This window comes from Hanstruepera flava (assembly GCF_023634025.1).
GTDB lineage: Bacteria > Bacteroidota > Bacteroidia > Flavobacteriales > Flavobacteriaceae > Hanstruepera > Hanstruepera flava.
Genome location: NZ_JALJCW010000001.1, coordinates 1,040,751 through 1,066,493 on the forward strand (window position 1 = coordinate 1,040,751; position 25,743 = coordinate 1,066,493).

The window sequence follows — 25,743 nt, forward strand, 5'->3', positions numbered from 1 at the left end:
CTGACGCACTACTGTTTTCAATAAATAAGGTGCAAATTTAAGCTTATTATAACAATGTTGAAAGTTTAAACGTTGTAATCCTTAGAATTGATTCCTGTTTTCGTGGGAATGACAGTTTTAAGACTTCAAAAGACTTTTGCCTTTTGAAGAATTGTTTCAAATTCTTTTATATTTTTACATCACTAACAACACATGTTTATGAGTGCATCTTTTGATAAGTATCAAAAAAGGCGATTGATTTCATCCTATTTTTCTGTAGTATTAAGTATTGGTCTCGTATTGTTTTTATTAGGCCTATTGGGTATGTTGGTCTTGAATGCCAAAAAAGTCTCTGACCATTTCAAGGAACAAGTAGTCGTGACCATTTACTTAAAAGACTCGGCCAAAGATGTTGAGATTAAACAGCTGGAAAAGAGTTTGGCTCTTTCGGAATATGTGAAATCAACCGAGTTTGTATCGAAAGAACAAGCCGCAGAATCCATGAAAGCTGAAAATGGTGAGGATTTTATGGAGTTTTTGGGCTATAATCCGTTGCAAAACTCTATTGATGTACATGTAAAAGCCGACTTTGTTACTGAAGAGCAATTACAGGTTGTTTCAGATGAAGCCTTGACCAAAAGCTTTGTTGATGAAGTGCGTTACGATAATGATTTAGTTACCTTAATGAACAACAACGTTAAGAAAATCTCCTTTTGGATTTTAGTGATTAGCGCATTATTTACAGTTATTGCTGTATTGCTTATCAATAGTTCCATCAGGTTGTCTGTATATTCCAAACGTTTCACTATCAAAACCATGCAAATGGTTGGCGCTACCAAACAATTTATACGTAGACCATTTGTTTGGAAAAGTGTACGTTTGGGTGTTATTGGTGCTATATTAGCTATGATAGGTATGGCTGTTGTTTTCTATTATGTCAATAAAACCTTCCCTGAATTAAACCTGTTAAACAACAACATACTTATTGCATTTTTGTTTGTTGGTATTTTCTTATTGGGTATTGTTATTACTTGGATTAGCACGTTTATTGCCACACAACGGTTCTTAAATTTAAAAACCGATCAGTTGTATTATTAGTGGTTAAAAAATAATATTATGAAAAAAAGCACCATTATTTATATGATTCTCGCCTTTTGTGTGGGTTTTTTTGGACTTGTTGCTATTAGCTCGTTGATTATTAAAGACCCAAAGCCTGAAAAATGTGTTGTTCTAACCAAAAAAATAGTGAGAATTACTGAAGGGTCTTCTTACGATATTGTGTTGAGTGATGCTGGTACCGACCATTACTATATTAATCGTGGATTAGAGCAAGGCTTAAATTTAGATTCCCTTAGCGCAAAAGTTTTAAATAAAACTGTTACTTTGCACTTACCTAAACTTTGGTTGGGTACATCTGAACATATAGCACAATTAGCCGTAGGTGACGATATTATTTACACCGAATTTGATTAATTATGGGAGAACAAAAACGTAAAGAAGCCGCTAAAACCGAATTTGTATTCGGGAAAAAGAATTATAAATTCATGCTTATTGGTTTAGCTGTTATCGCATTAGGCTTTATTTTAATGTCTGGCGGTGGTAGTGACGACCCTAATGTTTTTAACCCAGAGATCTTTAGTTGGAGACGTATACGTCTAGCTCCTGGTCTGGTTTTATTAGGTTTTGGCATTGAGGTTTACGCCATTCTTTTAAATCCCAATAAGAAATAAAAGTAATTTCCACTTCGCTTTTATAGGTTAGTAGTGCTATTTTGATATTTTTGCCACATGGATATCATTGATTCAATAATTTTAGGCATTATTCAAGGGCTTACCGAATTCCTTCCCGTGTCATCTAGTGGTCATTTGGAAATAGGCAAGGCCATTCTTGGTGATGAATCCATTCCTAAAGAAAGCTTATTGTTTACCGTTGTTCTTCATTTTGCCACCGCTTTAAGCACCATGGTTGTTTTTAGAAAAGACATTTGGTTGATACTTAAGGGTATCTTGAAAATGGAGTGGAATGAAGATTTACAATTTGTTTCTAAAATAGCTTTATCTATGATTCCGGCTGTTTTTGTCGGTCTATTTTTTGAAGACGAACTCGAACAATTATTTGGCGGGAATATTATGCTTGTTGGATTTATGCTACTGGTCACGGCTATTTTATTATTGTTAGCAGACAAAGCCAAAGACACCTATAAAAAAGTGACATTTGGTAATGCTTTTGTTATTGGTATCGCCCAAGCTATTGCTATGTTACCAGGTATCTCAAGGTCTGGAGCAACCATATCTACATCGGTTTTATTGGGAAATGATAAAACCAGAGCAGCTCGGTTTTCATTTTTAATGGTAGTACCGTTGATTTTTGGAAAAATAGCCAAAGATATTTTTAGTGGCGATTTAACTTACGAAGCTTCTAACTTTACTGCATTAAGCGTGGGCTTTGTGGCCGCTTTTATTTCAGGCCTTTTTGCCTGTACTTGGATGATAGCCTTGGTTAAAAAAAGTAAGCTATCCTATTTTGCTATTTACTGTTTAATTGTAGGCTTGGGAGCTATTATCTATACATTTGTCAATTAATATGAAAACAGCTGAAGACTTTTTATCAGGTCAAGTTTTGTTAATTGACAAGCCCTTACATTGGACCTCTTTTCAAGCGGTTAACAAGCTGCGTTGGGAAATTAGACATACCTTCAACATTAAGAAAATAAAAGTAGGACATGCTGGTACTTTAGACCCTTTAGCCACTGGACTTTTGGTAATTTGCACAGGAAAAATGACCAAGCAAATCAACACCTTTCAAGGTCAGGATAAGGAATATACGGGAACCTTTGTAATTGGTAGCACAACCCCTTCGTATGATTTAGAAACAGACATTGACCAGATATTTCCAACGGACCACATCACAGCCGACTTAATTCATCAGACCCCAGAACAGTTTATTGGTGATATTGAGCAATTTCCACCTGTGTTTTCAGCTATCAAAAAAGACGGCAAACGCTTGTATGAATTTGCACGTGCTGGTGAGGATGTTGAGATAAAATCCAGAACAGTTACTATTTCAGAGTTTGAAATTACCAATATTGATGGCAACAACCTTGATTTTAGGGTAGTTTGTAGTAAAGGCACTTATATTCGTTCTTTGGCTCACGATTTTGGGAAAGCACTAAATTCAGGAGCACATCTATCAGTTTTAAGGCGTACAAAAATTGGTGATTTTAATGTTGAAAATGCCCTTACTCCAGAAGCTTTTATTAAAGGCTTAACAACCAAATAATCTAATTTTCCGTATATTACCTTAAAACACATGGTGTTTTGCCCAACATTTTAACTTTTGAATTTAACAGATAAACATAAATCTTTACTTATAACAGGATTGCTTTCCGGCAGTTTGGTCATGGGCTTGTTTACATTTCATTTAAAGCAGCAAAACCCCTATTTATCTGAAAGTTATTATGAAGTTGAGCCTAAAACAGAGGAAGAACTAAAACAAGAGGAATTAGAAAAAACCAAAGCTGAAGAACAAGCCAAAGCCGAAACCAATAAAGCTTTCAATGAAACCGAAAACTACAAGCGTTTTGCTAAAGCCTATCAGCCTATTGCGCCTCCTAAAGATTACGAATATACCCCTTCAGAAAGTCAGAGTGAATTGCATGACGGTCAAGATAAAGCAACAACTTCGCAACCTGAAATTGATGATGATGTTTTATCTTCTTTTAATAGTGTAAACTCGGTATTAAAGAAACAACAGAGTAATTTAAGTCAGCAATCTGTAAACAAAAAAAGCTCTATGCATTATTCTTTGGTAAACAGAACCCATAGATATTTGCCAACACCCATTTATTTATGTGAAACTGGCGGTAAAATAGTGGTTAACATTACTGTAAATTCTGCTGGAAAAGTTACAAATGCTTCTGTAAATCAGGCTGCTTCTGTTGACAACCAATGTTTAAAGGACCATGCACTTGAGTATGCCAACGAGGCTAGGTTTAATCAAGATGCCTCAAAAAAATCGCAATTAGGCTCTATTACCTTTTACTTTGAAGGCAAAAACTAAACGCCCAATAGTTGCAATAAATCTTCGATAATAGTCTGACCTTTATCTGTATTATACCAACGCTGTAAATCTTCTTTAAATTCAGGTGTTAAAACACCATGTTCAACTTTATAATTATCAACTAATTTAGTTGCTGTGCTTGGCCTAGGGCCAAACGTACTTACCACTTGTTGGGTAACTTTATCAATCATAATTAATTTAGGAATAGCCCTAGCTCCTTTGGTCAAAAACTGATTCATTAGCAACTCATTTTCATCGCGTAGTACCAATTTTAAATCAATACCACCGTGTAAACTGGCTATTTTATTAATTACTGGGACCACGTGGGCTGCATCACCACACCAGCTTTCAGTAATGACCAACCAAGTTACTTCCCCAGAAAAATTGGCTAAACGTATTTTGGCTTCATCAGAAACCTTAATGGTTTTATCCCAACGTTTCATGCGTTTATCGTTAAGCATGGTGTAGTTTATATTGGCTTCTGTTTTATCCAATCCACTTGTTGAATTGTTTTCCACCAATGTTTTAACCAACTCTCTATAGTTTGAATACGATAGACTTTTTGACATACTTGAATTAACACTATCAAAAATTGATTTATTTTGAATAACTTCCATATTAAAATATTTAGAGCAAAATTACGACCTCAATTTCTTTACTTTAGTAACCCTTGTTACATTAAGGGAACAAAAGTAATTTGAATTTTAGACTGCAAATATGATTTATATCATATCTATGTCTAACTTTATATCAAAATCTTACATGAAATGAAAAAATTAAAAATTATAAACATACTAAAATGGTTAACAGGATTAGGTTTTTTAGTTTTTATAGTTATTGAAAAACTTAATTTTCTTGAAGGATATCCAACAATCGAATCTGAAATATTTGACACCTTGAATAAAATAATGCTATTGTCATTTTTAGTAATAACATTTTATGAGAGTCGAATATTAATAAAACAAAAAGACCAAAGAATTGAAGAACTTGAAGCAAAGTTAAAACAATCGTTATGATAAAACATAGATGCAATTGGTGTGTTGGCGACGAACTTTATGAAACTTATCATGATAAAGAATGGGGTGTTCCTGTTTATGATGATGACACCATTTTTGAATTTCTAATTTTAGAAACCTTTCAGGCAGGATTGAGTTGGATAACCATTTTAAAAAAGCGTGAAAACTTTAGAAAAGCTTTTGATAATTTCGATTACCAAAAAATAGCTAAATACCAACAACCAAAAATTGAGAGCTTACTGCAAGATGCTGGAATTGTTCGAAATAAATTAAAGGTTAATGCGACTGTTACCAATGCACAAGCCTTTATGAAAATTCAAGATGAATTTGGTTCGTTCTCCAAATATATTTGGGATTTTGTTGGAGGTAAACCCATTAAAAACTCTTGGAAAACCATGAGCGCAGTACCAGCTACTACGGCCATTTCTGATACTATAAGTAAAGATTTAAAAAAACGCGGGTTTAAGTTTGTGGGCTCTACTGTTATATACGCACACATGCAAGCCACAGGTATGGTTAACGACCATATAATATCTTGCTATAGATATAAAGAGGTTTAATCGAGATTAACATCCTCAATTACCAGATGCTCAATAATCGCTTTATCTTTTGGGTCGTAAGGTAAGATATTTAGAATGTGCTCCATGACTTCTATTCTAGCTTTTGTTTTTTTGTTAGCCTTAATAATTACCCAAGGAGCTAATTTAGTATTGGTTTTTTTAAACATTTTCTTTTTGTAGAGCGTATAATCATCCCAAAGCTCTAATGCTTTTTGATCTACAGGACTATACTTCCATTTTTTTAAAGGACTTGCTTTTATTTCTTCAAATCGTTTTTGTTGCTCTTCTTTAGAAATAGAAAAATAAAACTTAATTAATCGTATTCCAGATTCGATTATCATACGCTCAAATTGATTGACTTGATTCATGAAAATATCATATTCCTCTTGAGAGCAGAATCCGTTTACTGGCTCTACTATGGCTCTATTGTACCAGCTTCTATCAAAAAACACAATTTTACCTTCATGTGGTAATTGATTAATATACCGTTGAAAATACCACTGACCTTGCTCAACAACTGTAGGTTTTGGTAATGCCACAACCTTAAACTCTCTAGGGTTTAAATGTTCGGTTACACGTCTAATTGCACCACCTTTTCCTGCAGCATCGCGACCTTCAAAAATAATAACAACCTTTTCGTTGTTAATTTCAACCCACTTTTGGAGTTTTATTAATTCTTCTTGAAGCGATTTTAAACGCGACTCATAATTCAAGTATCTTAACACTTTAGATAACGAACCACTCGTGTCTCTTAACAATTGCTTTTGCCCTTTTTTAGAGTTTAGTTTCTTTAAATGCTTCTCTTCTAATTTATCAGTCATAAATCTTAATCTATTTGTTTTATTAATCTATAGTAGCGCTGTACAATATTAGGGTCTGGCAGTAAACTTGTTTTAGAATTACCTTTATTATCATAGTTAAATTTAGAAAGCACATAACGCATACTTTCTAAACGTGCTTCTTTCTTAATATTTGTTTTTACAATTATCCAAGGACTAAAAGCCGTGTGTGTTTTGCTAAACATCTGCTCTTTATAGTAGGTATAATCATCCCAGCGTTTTTGTCCTTCTTGATCTACAGGACTAAACTTCCAACGTTTTAGTGGGTTTTGTAATCTAGCATTAAAACGTGTAACTTGTTCTTCTTTTGAAATTGAAAACCAGAATTTTATTAAGATTATACCATCTTCATAAAGCATATGTTCAAATTCTGGCACTTGAACCATAAATTCATTATACTCTGCTTCACTACAGAAGCCCATTACAGGTTCGACTACTGCTCGATTATACCAACTTCTATCGAAAAAAACAATTTCACCAGGATTTGGCATTTCTTTTATATAGCGTCTAAAATACCACTGACCCTTTTCAACTTCAGTAGGTTTGGTTAAAGCAACAACGCGCATGGAACGCGGATTTAGGTGCTCTATAAAACGCCTTATCGTGCTACCTTTACCAGCAGCATCACGCCCTTCAAAAATTATACAAACACGTTTCTTGTGTTTAGCAACCCATTGTTGCAGGTCAACTAGTTCGGCTTGTAGTTTAACGAGTTCGCTCTCATATTGCATGTTATAGCGTAAGGTATCCATACGCTCCTGTGGTATTTTAGATTCAAATACTTTTAAAAACACTTCTTTATCGCTAAAATTTTTAAAGTCTTCTTTTGTAAGCATAGGCATATAATTGAACATTAAATATCGGACAATTACTATTTCTAAAAAATGATAAATATCAGCTTAAATAAGTAAGGAAAGTATCTCTAGAAATCTCTTCAGCACCCAAACTCTCCAAATGATTCGTATGTAATTGGCAATCTATAAGTTTATAATTGGTGTTTTGAACAAAGGTTATAAAACCAACCTTACTGGCATTGCTAACTTTGGTAAACATGCTTTCACCACAAAATATACCATTGCCCAAATCTACGCCATAAAGTCCACCAACTAACTCGCTATTTAACCAAACTTCTATAGATTTGGCAAAACCCAATTCGTGTAATTTGGTATATGCGTCAATCATGCTTTTGGTAATCCAAGTGCCTGATTGGCCATTGCGTTTGGCTATAGAACATTCCGTAATAACTTGGCGAAAATTAGTATTGACAGTAACTTCGAAATCTGAATTTCGAAGAATTTGCTTCATACTTTTTGAAACTTTCAATTTCTCTGGAAACAAAACATATCGAGGGTCTGGAGACCACCATAAAATAGGCTCGTTGGAATTAAACCAGGGAAAAATGCCCGTTTTGTAAGCTAGTAATAAACGCTCTGAAGATAGGTCGCCTCCTATACCAATTAAGCCATCTGGGCTTGCTTCACGCGGGTCTGAAAATTTTATACTGGTTCCTAAATAATACATAAACTTGCTGATAATGAGTTGATTAAATTAAATAACACTAACCAACTCCCAATTTTTAACTTTGAAAATACAACTTTTTTCATCATCTTTACAGTGGCCTTTGTGCAATAAATTTTGTTCATCATTGCTTTTTTTGAGTTTGTTTATAAAGGTCAAATCTAAAACCACAAAACTAAAGCCTTGTTTTCGCAAGGCTTTTTTTATAAAAAAACCCAACTTTTTAAGTTGGGTTTTTATCTTTAATAATCTTGGATAATCATCATAATACTTCTCGATACATACTGACTGTTAATGTCAGCACACTCGAAGTAACACCATAATTATTTAAAAAGGTAAATCGTCATGATCATCCTCATTCAAATTACTTGCAGGTTCAAATGCTTCAGCTGGTGGAACTGGTGGCATTTCAGGGTTTGAATTATCAGCTTGCAAAGCTTCTATTCTCCAGCCTTGTATAGAGTTAAAATATTTGGTCTCGCCTTGAGGGTTTACCCATTCTCTTCCACGTAAATTGATATTGATTTTTACTTGCTGACCAACCTGAAAGTTATTTAATAAATCTGTTTTATCTTGAACAAATTCCACCATAATATGCTGTGGGTATTGCTCTTCGGTAGTTACAACCACCTCTCTTTTTCTAAATCCGTTTGCTCCAAAGGTTTGCGTTTCTCCAATTACCTTAATTCTACCTTGTACTTCCATTTTAAAATTCTAATTTTCTGTTTATGATAATAATATTTTCCAGGCACTTTCTATATCGCCAAAACTCAAATAGTTATGTGCCAATTTATGTTTTTCTCTATGTGATGCATTTGAAATATTTGGGTAGCGCTCACTTACCGATACAACAAACTCCTTAACAGCTTCTTGAGTTGGTAGTCTTTCAACATTACCTAACATACCCAAATCGTTTCCAGTTAAAATCATACTATTTTTAATATGGTCTGGAAAACTGTCTACACCAATACCTAAAGTCGATAAGGGTTTAGGTATTTCAAAAAATCCGCTTTTAGCACGACTGTAATAACTACCTCCTGCGCGTGCAACCAAATCTAATTTTTCCTGAACAATATGGCCTTCACTATCTAAAACCTCATCGTCTATATGCATTTTTACAACTTCGCAAATCACTAAATTTCCTGCACCACCTTCATTTCCTAAAGCCACAACCTTATTAACCTTACATTCAAATTGAATGGGTGATTCGGCCACTCTAAAAGGTTTTACCAAATCAGATTCCAGCATATGCAACCCTGATTTATCAAACTCATTGACATCTTCAGGATATTCGGTGCTACTTAATGACATTTGATGAACAATATCAAAATTAACCACGTTTATAACCACTTCTTTTGTTTCCAACACATTTTCCAGAGTATGCTTCGTAGTATTATTACGAACACGCCTAGCTGGCGAAAAAATTAGTATTGGCGGATTGGCACTAAAGACATTAAAAAAACTGAAGGGTGATAAATTGGGATTCCCGTTTTTATCTAGGGTACTTGCAAAAGCAATAGGTCTCGGTGCCACAGCGCTCAACAAATAACTATGTAATTTACCAGTAGATAAGTCTTTAGGCTCAAAAGATGTCATGAAACTTTTTTAATTTGCACAAATGTAATTAATCTGTTAATGAACTAAAAGTGATTTGGTTAACATATCAAACAATATTATTAACATATTTGCATTATATTACAGATTGTAAATTTAGCTATGCTATTCTCAAAATATAGAAACCTTACACGCTGGATAATTGTAGTTGCTTCCTTTGGAATAATATCGTTAATTCTTTGGAACACGTATGTGTTTTTTCAAAAGTTTAAAATTGAGGAACGCACAAAAATGGATATTTGGGCAACAGCCATGAACAATATTATGAGTAATCCGTTAGAGGAAAACATTAATCCGGTAGTGGATAAGGTTTTTGCTTCAGAGATTACCAACCCCATGTTTATTATTAACAAGGGGAATGTTATTTTATCTAACAATATTGATGAAAAAAAACTTGAAAATCAGCAAAAATTAAATTCTTTAATCGAGCGATTCTCTGAAGAAAACGAACCTATTGAAATTTGGTATATTGATAAAGACACTAACCAAAAAGTTGTTCACGGCAATTTATATTATGGAAATTCAGAAGTGTTGAACAAACTCAAATACTATCCATTAGCTTTATTACTCATTATTTTCTTATTTGCCGCAGTAGTCTACTTTTTTTATCGCAGCTCAAAAATAGCTACTCAAAATAAGCTTTGGTCTGGTATGGCCAAAGAGACGGCTCATCAAATTGGCACACCCCTTTCATCATTAATTGGTTGGACTGAAATTTTAAAAACTGAAAACGTAAGTCCAGATTATATTGCTGAAATTGAAAAAGACATCAGTAGATTACAAACTATTACTGAACGTTTTAGTAAAATTGGGTCGTTGCCTACTTTAGAAAAAGCCGATATTGTAAAAGAAACCATAGAGTCCTACGATTATTTAAAAGCGCGATCTTCAGATTTAATAGAATTTGAGCTTAAAGCTCCTGATGAAGCTATTTATGTTCAACTCAACAAACAATTATTTAGTTGGACTATTGAGAATTTGGTTAAAAATGCCATTGATGCCATGAAAGGAAAAGGAAAGTTAAGCATTGAAATTTTACAATTGGAAAATATTGTTAAAGTTCAAATTACCGATACTGGAAAAGGCTTATCTAAAAAACAATACAAAACCATTTTTGAACCTGGGTATACAACAAAAAAGCGAGGTTGGGGTTTAGGGCTATCATTAGCCAAACGTATAATTGAAGAGTTCCATAATGGTAAAATTAAAGTATTGCACTCCGAAGTCAAGAAAGGTACAACGATGCAAATAGAATTAAAATTGGTTTAACTATGGCTGATAGATTTATAACCATAAAAGAGGTTGCCTTAAAAAACAACTGCCCGGAATGTTATAACAATGAAGGTTTACAACTAACCTTTAAGCAAAAGTTTATGGAGTCTAACTTTTACAAGTCTATAACCCAAGAAACCAAACACATTTTGCATTGCAATACATGCAACACTACTATTTATCCTATAAGCTGGACAGATGATATTGAGCGTGTTGTTAAGTACCACCAGCGTGCTTTTGCACCTAAAAAACCATCTTTTAAATTGAAAAAGAAAGCTTGGCTGTTAATTAGTGTTACTTTAATGGTTTTAGCTGCAGGAATTGTTTTATTTGTCTTAAAAGATAAATTATAAGTTTGCCCTAATAGCCGCAGCTAAATCTTGAAATTCTGCATCAGATAGTTTTTCCTTACTTAAAAATCGGGCATCTTCCATAGAGTTTAACGGAATTAAATGCACGTGAGCATGAGGCACTTCCAAACCTATCACGGTCATACCCACACGTTTACAGGGAACCGCTTTTTTAATGGCTGCTGCAACTAATTTTGAAAAAGCCATTAACTCCAGATAGGTGTCATCATCTAAATCAAACAACTTATCAACTTCCGCTTTTGGTATGCAAAGTGTATGGCCTTTGGCATTAGGATTAATATCCAAAAACGCAAAAAACTTGTCTGTTTCTGCAATTTTATAACACGGTATGTCTCCGTTAATAATTTTTGTGAAGATAGATGCCATAACAATTAGATTTATGTAAATATAAAAAGATTCCTGCAGGACAGGAATCTTTATAAATATTATTTAATCATTCTATTATCTCGAAATCTCTAAAATGTCAAATTTCATGACACCATTTGGCACTTGTACTTCGGCAACTTCGCCAACAGATTTACCCAATAACCCTTTTCCGATAGGGGAATTTACAGATATTTTACCTGAAGCTAAATCGGCCTCGCCATCGGCTACCAAAGTATATGTCATTTCCATACCATTGGTTTGGTTTTTAATCTTTACTTTAGATAGCACCAAAACTTTAGAGGTGTCTAATTGCGACTCATCAATTAATCGCGCGCCTGCTAAAGTTTCTTCAAGTTTAGAAATTTTCATTTCCAACATACCTTGCGCTTCTTTAGCAGCATCGTATTCGGCATTTTCGCTTAAATCGCCCTTATCCCTTGCTTCTGCAATAGCCTGCGAAGCAAGTGGACGCTCTATATCCTTAAGTTGTCTTAACTCGTCTCTTAACTTTTTTAATCCTTCTGCAGTGTAATAAGATACTTTACTCATAACTTCATCGTTTCTATATTAAAAATATCCCGAAGCAAGTTCGGGACTAAAGAAAAAATCCCGCTTACACGAGATGATGTTACAAATATACAAAATATTTATCGCGCTTTACTTTTTATTGTAAATTGCACCTAAAATTAAATGAAAATGAAACGTTTTTTAAGCTTTGTTTTTGGCTTTTGTTTGTTGGTTTCATGCAGTAACGATGACGACAACAATAACAACAATCAGAACAACCAATTTATACCTAATATCGTTTTTGATACGGGTACACTTATAAACACCAATTTGCCACAATATAGTGACTTACAGTTCCCTAATAACTATGTTACTTTAAATTCTAATTACGGTTTAAATGGCGTTGTTGTATTTTATGCTGGTGGCAACAATTACAGTGCTTTTGAGTTAACCGACCCTAACCACGAAGTACGCAGTTGTTCTACTTTAGAAGTTGAAGGCGTTATAGCCACATGTAACTGTAGCGAAGCCAAGTCTTATGACATTCTTACAGGACAGCCACAGCAAGGCACAACAGGTAATTATGGCCTAAAACGCTATTTTGTTGAAGTTAATGGCAATATTATTAGGGTTTATAATAATTAAAAAAAAAGCGACCAATTGGTCGCTTTTTTTTAGAACTTCAAAGTTGCACCTAATAAAAAGTTAATGGTTGCTTGTGGGTAAAACCCTGCGCCTTCTATGGTTGTAACCTGTGGTGGGTTAGACCATGTATCATCATAAGTGTAGTAATACCCATTAGATTCATATTTAACATTAAAAATATTATTAACTAATCCTGTAAAAACAATGGATTTTAAAAACGGTTGAGACTCCTCATCTCTTTTAAATGATAACTCGTAATTAATATTAAAATCGTTTACAAAGTAACTATCCAGTTTTGAGGCTTCAGCTTCAGTATTGCTCATATATTGGTCGCCAACATATTTACTTAATAATGACATTTGTAAACTTGGAGTGGGTTGAAATACTAAAGCATTGCCCACAATTATATTGGGAGCAAAAGAAATATCTGTTTTTCCTAAATTAACTAACTCGCCATCTATTGAGGTTATAGTCTCTTTGTTTTTATTGGAACTTACAGTCAGGTTGGGCTGAACAGAAAACTTTTGACCAAGTTGTATGGCTGCCTCAATTTCTAACCCTAATCGATAGCTTTCACCACTGTTTGTGCGTATAGGATTTCCTACGTTATCAAGCTCTCCCGTTAAAACCAACTGCTCATTGTAAAGCATGTAGTAGGCATTGGCGTAAAGCCTGAACACATCTGTATTGTAGCGCCAGCCCAACTCAAAATCATTAAGTTGCTCAGGTTTGACATCTGGGTTATTTTCAAAATCATCACGATTGGGCTCCCTATTTGCTCTAGCATAAGAAAAATACAAACTATTATTAGCATCAAGCGCATACGTTATACCAGCTTTTGGGTTAAAAAAGCTATAGTTTTCATCAATTAGTAATGGCACTCTATCTGATGTTAAACCTGTTGTTTTATAATCAACCAAGCGCAACTGTAAATCGGCAAACAAGCTAATCTTGTCATTTAATCTATAATTTGCTTTACCAAAGAAACTTAAATCTGTTTTAGTCCCGTTTCCTTCGTAATATCTGTCAGTATTCATACTATTACTTGCAAATTGTGCCCAAATAATTTCTCCAAAATGGTCGCCATCGTAATAACTATATGATCCTCCAAAAATAGCGTCTAAACCGCCTTTTTTGTAATTAGCGTTTGCGTTTACCACATAAAAATCGTTATCTAACCAACGCCTTCTAACCAAATCGGTTTCTGTTACCGTTTCGCTTCCTATTACAACATCATTTAATCCGTAATCCGCAAAAGGCTCATCTTCTTTATATTGTTCAAAATAGCCACGACCATAAGTATAGTTTAAAGCCAAATTAGTTGACCAATAATTGTTATAGCGTTCATTCCAGTGTAATTGATAATGGTCTTGCTGGTAATTATCAACTTCGTTTTCATAAAATTGAATGTTACCGTTTTCGTCTGTGTACTCGCCAGCTGTATTGTAGGTTCTATCGTTTTCAAGTTTATCTAAATCCTCTAAACCGTTCCAAGATTGATACGTTCTTTCTTTTCCAGCAAAAGTTATGGCCTTGATAATACGCTTATCATCAACATAAGAACCTTGAAGGAAATACGACTTTAAATCGGATGAGGCTCGATCAATATATCCATCAGATTGAATGGTTGACAATCTTCCTGCCACTTCAAAATGATCGTTTAGTAAACCCGTACTAAATTTTAACGTGTGTTTATGCGTATTGAAACTTCCAAAAGAATTGGCAAATTCGGCATAAGCGTTTTCCGAAACAGCATCAGTCAATACATTGATACTTGCACCAAAAGCTCCAGAACCATTGGTTGAAGTTCCCACACCACGTTGCAATTGTAAACTTTCAACAGATGATGCAAAATCTCCTAAATTAACCCAAAATGTTCCTAACGACTCGGCATCGTTATACGGAATACCGTTAATGGTTATATTGGTAGATTGCGCATTAATACCACGAACACGAATACCCGTGTAGCCGACTCCTGCACCTGCATCGGTTGTCGTAACTACCGACGGTAAATAGTTAAGAAGAATAGGAATATCCTGACCTAGGTTACGCTCTTGAATTTCTTCTTTAGAAACGTTTGAGTGTGTAATTGGCGATGTTGCCTTAACACGCACTGCACTTACCATAACCTCGTTTAAAACCTCAAGTTTTGTAGAGTCGTTTTGTTGTTCGTTAGGTTTTTCTTGAGCACAAACACTCATGGCAAAACCCAAAAAGCCTAAAATTGTGAATAAAGATTTCATTCGATAAATAAATTTATACGAATAAAAAGAGGTAATTATTCTTTGGTTAAAAAAACATTAGATGCTTCGACAAGCTCAGCATGACAATTAAAAATTCCTAAACAGCATTACCTGTTCTAGGTTCAATGGGTATGATCTCAGCCGATAATTGGCACCCCTTTTTGAGAACAGTGCAAATTTAATGATCAATTCATAATTAACAATGAAAAATCAAGTTATTTCTGGTGGTTTTCTATTGGCTTTTTTATCAGATTGTTGGCGCTTTTTTGCCAATCGTTTTAGCTTAACTGATTTAGGTATTTTGGTTGGTTTTCGCTTTTTGGGAATTACTAAACCTTGATTTATCAATTCTAAAAATCGCTTGATCACTAAATCTTTGTTTTTGTGTTGGCTACGACTGCCATCACTTTGCAGTATAAGCACTCCTTCAAATGTTAATCGGTTTGCCAGATTTTTAAACAATAACTCTTTTTGCTCTTCTAGAAATACTTGGGAATTAGTTAAATCGAAACTTAACACAACCTTTGATGACACCTTATTGACATGCTGACCACCAGCGCCCGAACTACGGACAGCCTTAAACTGTAATTCTGATATCAAAGCCTGCTCATCAAACATCTTATTTTATTTGATGAGTTGGTTTTAACAAATCTGTGACTGTTTTTACAGGGTTGAATGTAATTAAAGGCACTTCAACGAAAATAGAATTCCAATTAGCCATACTGCCATTCCAAAGTCCAGGTAACTCTAAAGCCTTAAGCTCTTTACCTGTTTTGGTTTTCATGGTAATAAAAGCTGTTTTAGGATCAACAAATGCCTCCAGATTAAAAGTATTGCCTTTATAATCTTTTATTCCACAAACCAAGTCAACCGGATTAAAATGTGTGGCATGCTTAAGAATATTTTTTTGTCGTTTATCTTTTTTATTGATTTGAGCAGACTCAACTATCTGTAAAGAAACTTGCCCACTTTCATCTTTCACCCAAAATGGCCCACCACCTGGTTCTCCTTCATTTTTCACCATACCGCAAACACGAATTGGTCGATTTAATTTTGTTCTTAAATATTCAATTTGATATTTTTTTGAATACTTTTCAAACTCACTGGATATTTTAGTATTGAGTTTATTACTTAAAAATTCAGCAATCTCAACCAAATGACTTTCTGTTATATCTTGGTTCTCTAATTGTCTTAAATAATCGAATGTTTTGTTCTGGAGTGATACCAACAATCCAGCAAGAGCCTTTTTATAATTGGCTACTTCTTTTTCATACTTAAAAACAACAACATTATCTATGTTTTTTATAAAAATGATGTCGGCTTCCTGTTCGTTTAAATTGTGTAGTAAGGCACCATGACCTGAAGGTCTGAACAACAAACTTCCATCCTCTAAACGAAATGGTTCATTTTCTGGAGTAACAGCAATAGTATCGGTAGATTCTTTTTGATACGAAAAAGATATATGGAACTTTGTATTTGTTTTTCGTTCTACAATATCCTGAATACGTTTAAATTCATCATCAAAAATATGTTCGTATCGCTCTGAAATGGTGAAATGTAAATGTGCTTTTTGCTGACTTGAAGCATATAGAGCGGCTTCAAATAAATGCTCTTCAAAAGCCGTTGAAATATGTCCCTTATATTGATGAAATGGTAGTAAACCCTTTGGGAAAAATCCATAATTCAGTTTATCAGCATCCAACATGGTTTTTACAAAATAGTACCGATGCTCATCATTTGAAAACGCTTTATAGTCTGGATAATGGGTTTCCATCTCCTTCTTAACTTCATCATAAAACGGAAACTTTTCTAAACCAACAAAAAACAGTGAAAGTGTAGAATCTTTTTCTTTGTTTAAATAGGCATTTAATGTTTCAATTTCAGGGTTGTAAGTTTCACTAAACTTGAACAGAGACTTAAACATGCGTGTTGCAGCTCCTGAAGCTGGCACAAATTTTAATATAGAATTATTGTCTCTTCGTAAATCAAACAAATCTATTAATCGTTGTTGTTCGTCTTCAGACATTTTCAATATCCCGTCGCCATAAGTTGCTGCTGAAACCAAATTCACAAATGGCAAACCTTGTTTAAACAACTGTATTTGTTCTTTGACTTTAGCTTCGGTAAGACCTTTGCTTTTTATTTGAAGATAATCCTTTTCTAAAAGCATTTAATGGTTTTCATTTAATAATTTATCAATATGGAAAATTGCTAAATTTAAGCGTTCCTTTTTATTACCTTTTAACAACACAAAAGGTTTTTGGTGTTTAACTAGGGCCTCTCTAAAAGCTAAAAACATAGCCTCGCGCTCATTCGGTTTATCCCTTAAATCATCAGCTTCCCAAGGTGTGTCAATATAGGTCAAAAAATACAAATCGTACGTATTTTGTAAAGCATATTTTTCTAGAATTGGGTCGCAAGCACCAGAATAATAAGTTTCAGAATACACCTTGGTTTCCAATAGATCTGTATCGCAAATTAATACCGAATCTGTTTTTTGGGCCAATTCATTTTCAAGTCTCATTTGTCCAATTGCTATAGGAAGCAAATCTTTTGACTCACAAGTTTTACGTTCGTTATTCCATTTATCCTGCAAATATTCCCGAGCGTATTCTGGAACCCAAACAGAATTGTAATGTCTGGCCAACTGTTTGGACAATGTTGTTTTCCCAGTTGATTCTGGGCCGAATAAAACGACTTTTATACAGTTTGCCGGTTGTTGTTTAAGCTTTTCTTCCATGCTAAATATCCAAATATTGCTATTATGGTAAACCCTAAATACTGGAGGCTAGTAAATGTAAATCCTTTATAGAAATATAAAGGCACTGAAATGACATCGCCAATAATCCAGAAAATCCAGTTTTCAATTTTACGCCTGGCCATAAGCCACATGCCCACAAAGAAAATAGCTGTGGTTAACGTATCTACATAAGCCACCCAACTAGTCCATTTATCAAAGGTTTGATATACCACAAAAACAAACACTAATGTTGCCAAAAATATTGCAGCACTCATGATATTTTCTTTTTTTGTGGTTGTTGAAATTGGTGTTACGTGGGTTTCATCTACTTTTCGAGTCCAAACATACCAACCATAAACACTCATAATAAAATAATACCCATTTATCATCATATCACCCAACAAACCCCATTTCAGTAATAGATATACAAAAATAAGTGTGCTAATCATACCTGTTGGAAAGACCCAGATTTTGTTCTGTTTTGAATACCAAACTGACAAAAACCCAAAAATAACAGCCACAATTTCCAATACAATATCTACAGTATCATACCCTTGATACTGTCCGAAAAAAAAATCAAAAATGGGGTTCATAATCGTGTCTATCAGTTTTTACGATTTTCATATATAACAAACCATTTTCCATAAGCTCAAAAGCTTCTTTGATTTCTGTTTGCAACAAGGCCATCACTTGATCATAATCGCCATAAACTTGAGTGCTTAATGGGTTTTCCAACACCTTTAAATTTGAAGCACGAAGTTTTTTAATAAAGTGTATAATTGCAGGTTCAAATTCATTCTGCAAAGGTGTTAACGTTAGTTCTACTGATATTTTCATAAGCCTCTCTTAATCTCTCCAAAGGAGAGAAACAATCATGTGTTATTATTATCTATATTAGTACTGTTGTTTCCTCTTTTGAGGAAATGTCTGCAGGACAAACGGGTTTTTAATTTCTTCAAAAAATGTTTCATCTTCTTCAAACGCTGTTCCTATAACAACTAAATCTGCTCCAGAACTATAAGCAGATACCAATTGTTGTTTTGATCTGATTCCTCCTCCAACAATTAAAGGAATCTTCAATTTGTTTTTAACTTGAGTAATTATTTCTGTAGTCACCGAATGTATGGCTCCACTTCCTGCTTCAAGATATATGAGTTTCATTCCTAATAATTCGCCAGCTTTAGCTGTATCTGCTATTAACTGAACGTTTTTTCTTGGTATTGGCATTGTTTCTGTTACACGTTGTACAGCCGTTTCTTTTCCGTTTTCAATTAAAATATATCCAGTTGGAATAACTTCTAAATTAGATTCTTCTAATAGAGAGATAGATTGAATATGTTTACCTATTAAATAATCTGGGTTTCTTCCTGATATTAAGGATAAAAATAAAAGCGCATCGGCTTCATTAGTAATTTGGGTAATATCACCAGGAAATAATATCACAGGCAATTGTGTAAACTTTTTTATCTCTGAAACTATGGTTTCTGTTTGGCTTTTTTCAACTTCACTTCCTCCCACAAAAATATGTGTAGCAATTGATTCATTCACCTTATTGATAAAGGTTTCTGTATTGTCTAAAGGAAACTTGTCAGGATCTATAAGAACTGCCAACAACTTTTCGCCATTAGAAACAGAAAGTAATATGTTATTATAAATATGTTTCATTTATGATGGCAAAGCAAAAGCGCAAGTAAAACCTTCAAATTCAAAAAAAGTCGTATTATATCGATACTTCTTTTTCTCATAGTCAATCCAAGCGACAGTTGTTTCATCTTCAATTGCAAAAGGGATAACCAATGTATGCTGCAAAAAACTTAATCCTGGTGTGGCAAACAGTTTGTACAATGACTCTTTTACACACCAAATAACAGTTAACTTTCTCACGTATTCAGTATCTTCAACATTTAAATATTGCGATTCGTAATCCATAAACTTATGTGCAATACGGCCAATTTTTTCACGTTGCTTTTCGATATCAATTCCCACTTTAGAATCACTTACTACAACTGCTGAAAAATTAAATGAGTGTGTTATTGAAATTTGTTTGCCATCCTTTAAATGTGGTTTGCCATTTTCGTCATAAAACAAGTCCGAATCCTGATAACCAAACTCTGCCAACAAATGTCTAACACTTAAAAATCCACGTTGATGCAATTCACTTTTCATTCCTAAAACACGTTCCATATTTTCTGGTTTCAGGGTAATGGGATTTAGCAAATCATCATAAGATTCCGTAATCTTCCAGATTTTAACAGTAGTTTGCGGATTGGGAGTAATGGATTTATATAGAGGCATTTAATATTCTGAAAGTTATTAGTTATCTTTGCAGTCGCAAATAATTACAAAGACAAATATAACAATATGAACACAAAAACTGTTGCCTACGTACCTAATAAGGTAAAAGATATGTCGCTAGCGGCATGGGGACGAAAAGAGATTGAATTGGCTGAAGCCGAAATGCCAGGATTAATGAGTTTACGTGAAGAGTACAAAGACTCACAACCTTTAAAAGGCGCGCGTATTGCAGGATGCTTACATATGACCATTCAAACTGCTGTTTTAATTGAAACCTTACAAGCTCTTGGTGCAGAAGTAACGTGGAGTTCTTGTAACATATTTTCTACTCAAGACCAGGCTGCCGCTGCCATTGCTGCTGCAGGTACCGCTGTTTATGCTTGGAAAAATATGACCGAGGAAGAATTTGATTGGTGTATTGAGCAAACTCTGTTCTTTGGTGAAGACAGAAAACCACTTAACATGATATTAGATGATGGTGGTGATTTAACCAATATGGTATTAGACAAATACCCAGAATTAGTTCCTGGAATTAACGGTTTAAGTGAAGAAACCACTACAGGTGTTCACCGTTTATACGAGCGTATGGAAAAAGGCACGTTGCCAATGCCAGCGATAAACGTAAACGATTCGGTTACTAAATCTAAATTTGATAACAAATATGGTTGCCGAGAAAGTGCTGTAGACGCTATTAGACGTGCAACTGATGTCATGCTAGCTGGTAAACGTGTGGTTGTTTGTGGATATGGTGATGTTGGTAAAGGTACAGCAGCCTCTTTTAAAGGTGCTGGAAGTATTGTAACTGTTACTGAAATTGACCCAATTTGTGCTTTACAAGCGGCTATGGATGGTTTTGAAGTGAAGAAATTGGAAACCGTTGTTGGCAATGCAGATGTGGTTATTACAACTACTGGGAATAAAGATATTGTTCGTGGTGAGCATTTTGAAGCTATGAAAGACAAAACCATTGTTTGTAACATTGGGCATTTTGATAATGAAATTGACATGGCTTGGTTAAACAAAAACCACGGTAACACTAAAGATGAAATTAAGCCACAAGTTGACAAATACAACGTAAACGGTAAAGATGTCATTATTTTAGCTCAAGGTCGTTTAGTAAATTTAGGTTGCGCCACTGGACATCCAAGTTTTGTAATGAGTAACTCATTTACAAACCAAACCTTGGCTCAAATTGAACTTTGGAACAACAAAGATGCTTACGAAAACAAAGTGTATATGTTGCCAAAACATCTTGATGAAAAAGTAGCAAAATTACATCTTGAAAAAATTGGTGTTGAGTTAACTGAACTTAAAAAAGACCAAGCAGAATATATTGGTGTTAAGGTTGAAGGGCCATACAAACCTGAATATTACAGATACTAAAATAGACCGCTAGCGCTTCTAGACTCTAGATCGCTTCGCTTTTAGATATTAGTCAACCCTTACAGAAATGTGAGGGTTTTTTATTTAATTAAGCTCACTTCGTCACTTCGAGTGATTTCAATTTATTGAAATTGTATCGAGAAGTTAAATTGATTATATTAACTGTTCTCGATACAAAATTCTTTACAAGAATTTTACTCGAACTGACGTTTTATAATAAATGGAATACCAAGAACCAAAAATAAAAGTCCCTCGTTTTGAGGAATCTGCTGGATTTTATACCACTAAAAAGCGCTCAAAAATCATGAGTAAGATACGTGGTAAAAACACCAAACCTGAACTCTTGTTTCGTAAAGCACTTTGGGCAAAGGGAATAAGATATCGTGTGGACAGCAAACAACTTCCTGGCAAACCAGATATCTCCATAAAAAAATACAAATTGGCCATTTTTATTGATGGCGAATTTTGGCATGGTTACAATTGGCAAGAGCGCAAACTGTTCATCAAAAGTAATCGCAGATTTTGGCTACCAAAAATTGAACGCAATATGCAACGCGACAGGGAAGTGAATCGTCAATTGGAAGCATTGGGTTTTACAGTTTTTAGGTTTTGGAGTAAGGAAATCTTAACTGATTTAGACACCTGTGTCAAGGATGTTTTAATCTATATAGAAACCGGCAGAAACAACTGGTAATAAAAAAACCCTTTCTTAATAGAAAGGGTTTTAATATCTTAACAACACTGTTTCTTAAGCCTCAAAAGGCACAACAGAAACGTATGACTTGTTATCTTTTTTCTTTTCAAACTTTACAATACCATCAACTTTAGCATGTAATGTATGATCTTTTCCAGCATAAACATTTTCACCTGGATTGTGTGCAGTACCTCTTTGTCTTACAATGATGTTACCTGCAACGGCAGCTTGACCACCAAAAATCTTAACACCTAATCGTTTCGATTCTGATTCTCTACCGTTTTTCGAACTTCCGACTCCTTTTTTATGTGCCATTTTATTTCGATTTTATAGGGTTAAATTAACTTAAAGCAGCAATTAACTCGGCTTTCTTCATTGAAGAATATCCTGTGATTTCTTTTGCTTTGGCCATCTCTCTTAATTCAGCAACTGTTAATTTACTTAAATCTTGAGTTGATTCTTCTTTCTTTGCTGGTTTTGCCTCTGCTTTAGGAGCAGCTGCTTTTGGTTCAGCTTTTTTAGTTTCTGCTTTTGGAGCTGCTTTCTCTGTTTTAGCAGGTTTTGCTCCTGAAGCTACAATACTTTCAATTTGAATTTCTGTTAAGGCTTGTCTATGACCATTTTTTACACGGTAACCTTTACGTCTTTTCTTTTTGAAAACTATCACTTTATCACCTTTAAGGTGCTTTAAGACTTTTGCTCCTACTTGAGCTCCGCCTATAGCTGGGGCGCCTACAGTTACATTGTCACCATCGCCAATTAAAAGAACATTATCGAAAGAAACTTTCTTACCTTCTTCAGTTGCTAAACGGTTAACAAAAACTTTTTGGTCTTTTTCAACTTTAAATTGATGCCCTGCTATCTCTACAATTGCGTACATAGCGTAACGTTTTTATTAAATTAATTTATTCAAAAAATGAGTGCAAATATACTGCTAAATAATTAAACTACAAACGTTTTGTTGAAATTAAGAAACATTCCAACTTTTTTTAAAGTATTGCATTACAGTAAAAGACGAAATTAAGGTTGTAGCAATACCCATGACACCTACGGTAAAAGTCACCAAGCCAACACTCAACTCATAACCAACATTAGCCGTTTCAAATAATTTGACAATAAAAGAATCGTTGACCTCGGTAATATAAAACAAGAAAAAAACTGAAAAAACTACGGTAGCAATACATCCAGAGACCAGTCCAGCTGTAATGCCTTTTGAATAGGTAAAATCGTTACCCAATTCTAATTTGTAGTAGCGAATAGTTTCATAAATACCGAATCCTGTAATAGCAGCATTAAGAAAGCTATATACGGGATTTGTATGCTTACCAAATAGCGATAGAACTAAAAAATAAGCTATTAAAATCCCACTCATAATTAGTCCGAAACGGACAGGAAGTCCAACTTTTTTCATAATTCTCTGTTTATTATTTCTTTTAAATTTCGTGAAAATTTAGCAGAAATAATAATTTACAGCCGTTTATTGCTCAATTTCAATAAATTGATAAAGAAATTTTAATTCAGTTATTGCTTTCTTCTATGTGATAAAAACACTCCTATTAATATAATAATTGTAGCTAAACCTTGTAAAAAACTAAATCCCTCACCATCTAAAACACCCCAAATTAAAGCAACAATGGGCATTAAATATGTAACTGAAGATGCAAAAACAGGAGTTGATATTTGTACCAACTTATTAAAGAGCACTTTGGCAAGTGCAGTACCAAAAAAGGACAATATAACCACGTACACAATGGCAGAACCAAAGTTAGGATTTTCAAAAGTTTCAGCCTTGAAGAAATTAGAAAACAATAAAACCAGAAAGGCCGGAATAATTATTACAGCATAGTTTCCAGCAGCTATTGCTAGCGGTTTTACCTCTTGTAAATAACGTTTAATTATATTCACATTTGCAGCATACATAATTGTTGATGCTATAACATAACCAGCAAAAAGATAATTCTGATCTGGGTTAAGTTCTGCACCTTTTAGTATTAAGATTGCCGTTCCTATAAAACCAATTATTACACCCAAAACCTGACGTTTTGTAGAAGCAATTTTAAACACTGCAAAACCTAATAAAATAGTATTTAATGGAACCAAGGAATTTAAAATGGAAGCCACTGCGCTATCTATTTCTGTTTCTGCAATAGCAAAGAAAAAGGCTGGAAAGAAAGATCCTAAAAAACCAGAAAGCGCAACCCATTTCCATTGACTTTTGCCAATAGTTTTTAATGACTTATAACCCGCTATCAACAAAAATAATCCTGTTACAATGGTCCGTAATGACCCTAGTTGAAAAGCTGTTAAACCCAAAAGGGATTTTTTTATTAAAATGAAAGATGTCCCCCAGATAAGTGAAAGCGCCAATAAATATGCCCACTTGATATTAATACTTTTCATACTGAATTTATCTAGCCCACAAAATTGTGATTTTTAATGCAATAAACACCAATATTTAGTAATTTTGTAAAGAACTTAATACGAAATACACATGAAGACATTTAGAAACATTATAGTTGTTTTTTTACTAGCTGTTAGTTTTTTAGCATGTAAAAACGAAACAACTCCAGAAGTTGTAACTGTGGAAAATGAAACCGCTGAAACTTCAACTGAAGCCGTAAGTGAATTAGACCCAAATGCTACTTATGCCAAAGCCGAATTCACTATTGAAGGCATGACTTGTGCTATGGGTTGTGCAAAAACTATTGAAAAGAAAATGGCCAAACTAGATGGCGTTAAATCTGCAAAGGTAGATTTTGACTCACGAATTGCCATGGTTGAATATGATGAAGCAAAAGTTAACACAACAACATTGGAAGACGTTGTAAAAAAAGCTGGTGACGCATATTCAGTAAAAGACATGAAGACCGTTGAAAATTTTGACGGAGAAAAAAAGGCTTGCGACAAAGATTGCAAAAAAGCATGCTGTGCCAATAAAACTGAAGCTGAAAAAACAGCTTGCGCAAAAGACTGCAAAATGGCTTGTTGTGCTGACAAAGCCAAAGCTTAAAACATTCAATATTTTAAAAAAGCCTAATGAATTTCATTAGGCTTTTTTTATTCTTTCCACTTTACAGTTTCTATGATATGCTTAATATCCTTTTGCAAATAATGGGCTGCTGGTAAAATAGAATCGTAATTAGGTTTGGCATAGAAGTACAAAGAACCTGTTAAAAAATGATTGATGCTGTCGGTCAAATAAAATTGTGATTGCGAAGCTGCATTACCACCAACTTCATAAAACATACCGTAAACTCTTTTTTCTTTGCTTTCAAAAACCTGCTCAGAAATGGCATCAGCTTTTAAAGTATGTTCTTGCGTAAACCCTTGAGCATCTTTTAACAGAGTAATCAATCGCTCATTATTATTGTTAATGGGTTTGTATGTTAGGTATATGGTACCTTTTAAATCGGGATAAACGAGATCTATACCATAACTTCCCGAATCGACCGAAAGGGTCCTTGCCTTAATTTCTTTAGCCAATTCATTTTTTTCAAAGGCAAACGGAAATCCAGTATCAAAGGTTTTATATTGCGCTTCGGGATACTCTAATCTTAAATATGCACTTGGTTTGGGCAAGGTTTCATTAGCGCATGATAAGCCCAATAATACCACAAGTGTTAGACTTAAAACTTTTTTCAT

At 34.2% G+C, this 25,743-nt stretch carries 35 protein-coding genes; 14 read left to right on the plus strand and 21 right to left on the minus strand.

The window, feature by feature from the left end; genetic code table 11:
- Positions 1-198 precede the first annotated feature (198 nt).
- From MTX13_RS04940 to MTX13_RS04965, 6 genes are read left to right on the plus strand one after another with little or no spacing between them, the layout of a single operon-like run.
- Complete coding sequence (locus MTX13_RS04940) at positions 199-1,077, plus strand: cell division protein FtsX (RefSeq protein ID WP_250433271.1); 879 nt, start codon at positions 199-201, stop codon at positions 1,075-1,077.
- An 18-nt stretch (positions 1,078-1,095) separates the two neighbouring features.
- Positions 1,096-1,452 carry a hypothetical protein gene (locus MTX13_RS04945; protein WP_250433272.1) on the plus strand — a complete coding sequence of 119 codons (357 nt, stop codon included), beginning with the start codon at positions 1,096-1,098 and terminating at the stop codon, positions 1,450-1,452.
- A 2-nt stretch (positions 1,453-1,454) separates the two neighbouring features.
- Positions 1,455-1,709 (plus strand): DUF3098 domain-containing protein, encoded by a 255-nt coding sequence (locus MTX13_RS04950; protein ID WP_250433273.1) that lies wholly within the window; start codon positions 1,455-1,457, stop codon positions 1,707-1,709.
- 57 nt (positions 1,710-1,766) lie between these two features.
- Entirely contained in the window at positions 1,767-2,561 is a 795-nt protein-coding gene (locus tag MTX13_RS04955) for an undecaprenyl-diphosphate phosphatase (RefSeq protein WP_250433274.1), read from the plus strand.
- Position 2,562: 1 nt separating this feature from the next.
- Positions 2,563-3,258 carry a tRNA pseudouridine(55) synthase TruB gene (gene truB / locus MTX13_RS04960; protein ID WP_250433275.1) on the plus strand — a complete coding sequence of 232 codons (696 nt, stop codon included), beginning with the start codon at positions 2,563-2,565 and terminating at the stop codon, positions 3,256-3,258.
- A gap of 57 nt (positions 3,259-3,315) precedes the next feature.
- Entirely contained in the window at positions 3,316-4,038 is a 723-nt protein-coding gene (locus MTX13_RS04965) for a TonB family protein (RefSeq protein ID WP_250433276.1), read from the plus strand.
- Here MTX13_RS04965 and MTX13_RS04970 read toward each other — a convergent pair.
- Entirely contained in the window at positions 4,035-4,655 is a 621-nt protein-coding gene (locus MTX13_RS04970; protein ID WP_250433277.1) for a thioredoxin family protein, read from the minus strand. The genes MTX13_RS04965 and MTX13_RS04970 overlap by 4 nt on opposite strands.
- A 150-nt stretch (positions 4,656-4,805) precedes the next feature.
- Here MTX13_RS04970 and MTX13_RS04975 point away from each other — a divergent pair, with 150 nt between their 5' ends.
- Positions 4,806-5,054, plus strand: coding sequence for a hypothetical protein (locus MTX13_RS04975; RefSeq protein WP_250433278.1), 249 nt, complete (start codon positions 4,806-4,808; stop codon positions 5,052-5,054).
- A complete protein-coding gene (locus MTX13_RS04980) occupies positions 5,051-5,614 on the plus strand; it encodes a DNA-3-methyladenine glycosylase I (RefSeq protein ID WP_250433279.1) in 564 nt (187 codons plus the stop codon). The genes MTX13_RS04975 and MTX13_RS04980 overlap by 4 nt, the downstream gene beginning before the upstream one ends.
- Here the strand turns inward: MTX13_RS04980 and ppk2 (MTX13_RS04985) are convergent.
- The 5 genes from ppk2 (MTX13_RS04985) to MTX13_RS05005 all read right to left on the minus strand — a co-directional run bounded on the left by ppk2 (MTX13_RS04985) (position 5,611) and on the right by MTX13_RS05005 (position 9,567).
- Entirely contained in the window at positions 5,611-6,435 is an 825-nt protein-coding gene (gene ppk2, locus MTX13_RS04985; RefSeq protein WP_250433280.1) for a polyphosphate kinase 2, read from the minus strand. The two genes, MTX13_RS04980 and ppk2 (MTX13_RS04985), sit on opposite strands and share 4 nt — an antisense overlap.
- Positions 6,436-6,440: 5 nt before the next feature.
- Positions 6,441-7,295 carry a polyphosphate kinase 2 gene (gene ppk2 / locus MTX13_RS04990; RefSeq protein WP_394801238.1) on the minus strand — a complete coding sequence of 285 codons (855 nt, stop codon included), beginning with the start codon at positions 7,293-7,295 and terminating at the stop codon, positions 6,441-6,443.
- 52 nt (positions 7,296-7,347) lie between these two features.
- Positions 7,348-7,974 (minus strand): leucyl/phenylalanyl-tRNA--protein transferase, encoded by a 627-nt coding sequence (aat, locus tag MTX13_RS04995; RefSeq protein WP_250433282.1) that lies wholly within the window; start codon positions 7,972-7,974, stop codon positions 7,348-7,350.
- Positions 7,975-8,298: 324 nt separating this feature from the next.
- Positions 8,299-8,676 (minus strand): DUF3127 domain-containing protein, encoded by a 378-nt coding sequence (locus MTX13_RS05000; RefSeq protein WP_250433283.1) that lies wholly within the window; start codon positions 8,674-8,676, stop codon positions 8,299-8,301.
- Between the two features lie 21 nt (positions 8,677-8,697).
- Complete coding sequence (locus MTX13_RS05005) at positions 8,698-9,567, minus strand: flavin reductase family protein (RefSeq protein ID WP_250433284.1); 870 nt, start codon at positions 9,565-9,567, stop codon at positions 8,698-8,700.
- A gap of 120 nt (positions 9,568-9,687) precedes the next feature.
- On the opposite strand from MTX13_RS05005, the gene MTX13_RS05010 reads away from it, so the two are divergent.
- Complete coding sequence (locus MTX13_RS05010; RefSeq protein ID WP_250433285.1) at positions 9,688-10,854, plus strand: sensor histidine kinase; 1,167 nt, start codon at positions 9,688-9,690, stop codon at positions 10,852-10,854.
- Between the two features lie 2 nt (positions 10,855-10,856).
- Positions 10,857-11,210: a hypothetical protein gene (locus MTX13_RS05015; protein ID WP_250433286.1), complete on the plus strand. Its 354-nt coding sequence runs from the start codon at positions 10,857-10,859 to the stop codon at positions 11,208-11,210.
- Here MTX13_RS05015 and MTX13_RS05020 read toward each other — a convergent pair.
- Together MTX13_RS05020 and greA are read right to left on the minus strand one after the other, a co-directional pair.
- On the minus strand, positions 11,205-11,594 hold the full coding sequence (locus tag MTX13_RS05020) for an HIT family protein (protein WP_250433287.1): 390 nt from the start codon (positions 11,592-11,594) through the stop codon (positions 11,205-11,207). The two genes, MTX13_RS05015 and MTX13_RS05020, sit on opposite strands and share 6 nt — an antisense overlap.
- Positions 11,595-11,669: 75 nt before the next feature.
- Positions 11,670-12,143, minus strand: coding sequence for a transcription elongation factor GreA (gene greA / locus MTX13_RS05025; RefSeq protein WP_250433288.1), 474 nt, complete (start codon positions 12,141-12,143; stop codon positions 11,670-11,672).
- Positions 12,144-12,290: 147 nt separating this feature from the next.
- Here greA and MTX13_RS05030 point away from each other — a divergent pair, with 147 nt between their 5' ends.
- On the plus strand, positions 12,291-12,746 hold the full coding sequence (locus MTX13_RS05030; protein WP_250433289.1) for a hypothetical protein: 456 nt from the start codon (positions 12,291-12,293) through the stop codon (positions 12,744-12,746).
- A gap of 29 nt (positions 12,747-12,775) precedes the next feature.
- Here MTX13_RS05030 and MTX13_RS05035 read toward each other — a convergent pair whose 3' ends face one another.
- The 8 genes from MTX13_RS05035 to MTX13_RS05070 all read right to left on the minus strand — a co-directional run bounded on the left by MTX13_RS05035 (position 12,776) and on the right by MTX13_RS05070 (position 20,024).
- Positions 12,776-14,989 (minus strand): TonB-dependent receptor, encoded by a 2,214-nt coding sequence (locus tag MTX13_RS05035; protein WP_250433290.1) that lies wholly within the window; start codon positions 14,987-14,989, stop codon positions 12,776-12,778.
- Positions 14,990-15,199: 210 nt separating this feature from the next.
- The gene (gene arfB / locus MTX13_RS05040; RefSeq protein ID WP_250433291.1) at positions 15,200-15,607 is read right to left on the minus strand and encodes an alternative ribosome rescue aminoacyl-tRNA hydrolase ArfB; all 408 of its coding nucleotides are present in this window, start codon (positions 15,605-15,607) and stop codon (positions 15,200-15,202) included.
- Position 15,608: 1 nt separating this feature from the next.
- On the minus strand, positions 15,609-17,159 hold the full coding sequence (locus MTX13_RS05045) for a DUF4301 family protein (protein ID WP_250433292.1): 1,551 nt from the start codon (positions 17,157-17,159) through the stop codon (positions 15,609-15,611).
- Complete coding sequence (locus tag MTX13_RS05050) at positions 17,160-17,729, minus strand: AAA family ATPase (protein ID WP_250433293.1); 570 nt, start codon at positions 17,727-17,729, stop codon at positions 17,160-17,162.
- Positions 17,690-18,322, minus strand: a complete 633-nt coding sequence (gene pnuC / locus MTX13_RS05055) for a nicotinamide riboside transporter PnuC (protein ID WP_250433294.1) — start codon at positions 18,320-18,322, stop codon at positions 17,690-17,692. The genes MTX13_RS05050 and pnuC overlap by 40 nt, the downstream gene beginning before the upstream one ends.
- Positions 18,306-18,566, minus strand: coding sequence for a thiamine-binding protein (locus MTX13_RS05060; protein ID WP_250433295.1), 261 nt, complete (start codon positions 18,564-18,566; stop codon positions 18,306-18,308). The genes pnuC and MTX13_RS05060 overlap by 17 nt, the downstream gene beginning before the upstream one ends.
- 57 nt (positions 18,567-18,623) lie before the next feature.
- On the minus strand, positions 18,624-19,394 hold the full coding sequence (locus MTX13_RS05065) for a geranylgeranylglyceryl/heptaprenylglyceryl phosphate synthase (protein ID WP_250433296.1): 771 nt from the start codon (positions 19,392-19,394) through the stop codon (positions 18,624-18,626).
- On the minus strand, positions 19,395-20,024 hold the full coding sequence (locus MTX13_RS05070) for a 4'-phosphopantetheinyl transferase family protein (protein ID WP_250433297.1): 630 nt from the start codon (positions 20,022-20,024) through the stop codon (positions 19,395-19,397). It abuts the gene before it with no gap.
- A gap of 66 nt (positions 20,025-20,090) precedes the next feature.
- Between MTX13_RS05070 and ahcY the strand changes: the two genes are divergently transcribed.
- Positions 20,091-21,407, plus strand: a complete 1,317-nt coding sequence (gene ahcY / locus MTX13_RS05075) for an adenosylhomocysteinase (RefSeq protein ID WP_250433298.1) — start codon at positions 20,091-20,093, stop codon at positions 21,405-21,407.
- 220 nt (positions 21,408-21,627) lie between these two features.
- Complete coding sequence (locus MTX13_RS05080) at positions 21,628-22,101, plus strand: very short patch repair endonuclease (RefSeq protein WP_250433299.1); 474 nt, start codon at positions 21,628-21,630, stop codon at positions 22,099-22,101.
- Positions 22,102-22,155: 54 nt separating this feature from the next.
- Here MTX13_RS05080 and rpmA read toward each other — a convergent pair whose 3' ends face one another.
- The 4 genes from rpmA to MTX13_RS05100 all read right to left on the minus strand — a co-directional run bounded on the left by rpmA (position 22,156) and on the right by MTX13_RS05100 (position 24,501).
- Positions 22,156-22,416 carry a 50S ribosomal protein L27 gene (gene rpmA, locus MTX13_RS05085; protein ID WP_103050891.1) on the minus strand — a complete coding sequence of 87 codons (261 nt, stop codon included), beginning with the start codon at positions 22,414-22,416 and terminating at the stop codon, positions 22,156-22,158.
- Positions 22,417-22,441: 25 nt separating this feature from the next.
- Positions 22,442-22,981, minus strand: a complete 540-nt coding sequence (gene rplU, locus MTX13_RS05090; protein WP_250433300.1) for a 50S ribosomal protein L21 — start codon at positions 22,979-22,981, stop codon at positions 22,442-22,444.
- 87 nt (positions 22,982-23,068) lie between these two features.
- Complete coding sequence (locus MTX13_RS05095) at positions 23,069-23,512, minus strand: DUF4199 family protein (protein WP_223032600.1); 444 nt, start codon at positions 23,510-23,512, stop codon at positions 23,069-23,071.
- A 110-nt stretch (positions 23,513-23,622) separates the two neighbouring features.
- A complete protein-coding gene (locus tag MTX13_RS05100; protein WP_250433301.1) occupies positions 23,623-24,501 on the minus strand; it encodes a DMT family transporter in 879 nt (292 codons plus the stop codon).
- 91 nt (positions 24,502-24,592) lie between these two features.
- Here MTX13_RS05100 and MTX13_RS05105 point away from each other — a divergent pair, with 91 nt between their 5' ends.
- The gene (locus MTX13_RS05105) at positions 24,593-25,111 is read left to right on the plus strand and encodes a heavy-metal-associated domain-containing protein (protein WP_250433302.1); all 519 of its coding nucleotides are present in this window, start codon (positions 24,593-24,595) and stop codon (positions 25,109-25,111) included.
- Between the two features lie 47 nt (positions 25,112-25,158).
- On the opposite strand, the gene gldD is transcribed toward MTX13_RS05105, so the two are convergent.
- The gene (gene gldD / locus MTX13_RS05110; RefSeq protein WP_250433303.1) at positions 25,159-25,743 is read right to left on the minus strand and encodes a gliding motility lipoprotein GldD; all 585 of its coding nucleotides are present in this window, start codon (positions 25,741-25,743) and stop codon (positions 25,159-25,161) included.